1 protein-coding gene is annotated in these 516 nt (G+C 54.5%); it reads left to right on the top strand.

Annotated elements, in window-relative coordinates; all coding sequences use genetic code 11:
• The coding region (locus DW085_RS19380) for a hypothetical protein (RefSeq protein WP_207663905.1) at positions 1-516 on the top strand (516 nt) is incomplete at both ends.

The following is a 516-nucleotide window of genomic DNA, read 5'->3' as shown; positions in this document are numbered from 1 at the left end:
TTACTGCCCTCGAAAAAGAGATCAAATCCATCAACCAGGTGTTAAACGCCATCCGTGCGGACATGGGGCTTTCCAAGTCCGGATTTGAGTCCTGGTTAAAGAAATGCGGTTCCCGGTTTTCCCATCTGATATCCTCCCAGCAGGTCCAGGCAGAGGCAGGACGCGTCTGGGCTGGCGTTGAGAAAGTCTTGTTCGGGAACGGGACGAAGTTACATTACAAAAAGGAATACGAACTGAGTACCATTACAGGCAAGTCAAACGCCAACGGGGCAAAGTTCCATCCGGAGACCATGACGGTGGAATGGACCGGCCTGACGCTTGCCTGCAAACTTCCGAACCGTATTTCCGAGCAGCGCTATATCGCGGAGGCTTTACAGGGGACGATTGCCTACTGTACCATCAGCCGTAAGATGTTCCCTTCCGGATGGCGGTATTACGCACTGGTATGCGTCCGCAGTGACGCCCCGGTAAACGGGCGGACATCCGGGAAAGGCCCCATGGGCATTGATCCGGGTA

It is taken from the genome of Clostridium sp. AF50-3, from assembly GCF_003477445.1.
Taxonomy (GTDB): domain Bacteria; phylum Bacillota; class Clostridia; order Lachnospirales; family Lachnospiraceae; genus Otoolea; species Otoolea fessa.
Note: the sequence above shows the minus strand (reverse complement) of the source record. Positions and strands in the feature narration are given on the sequence as shown.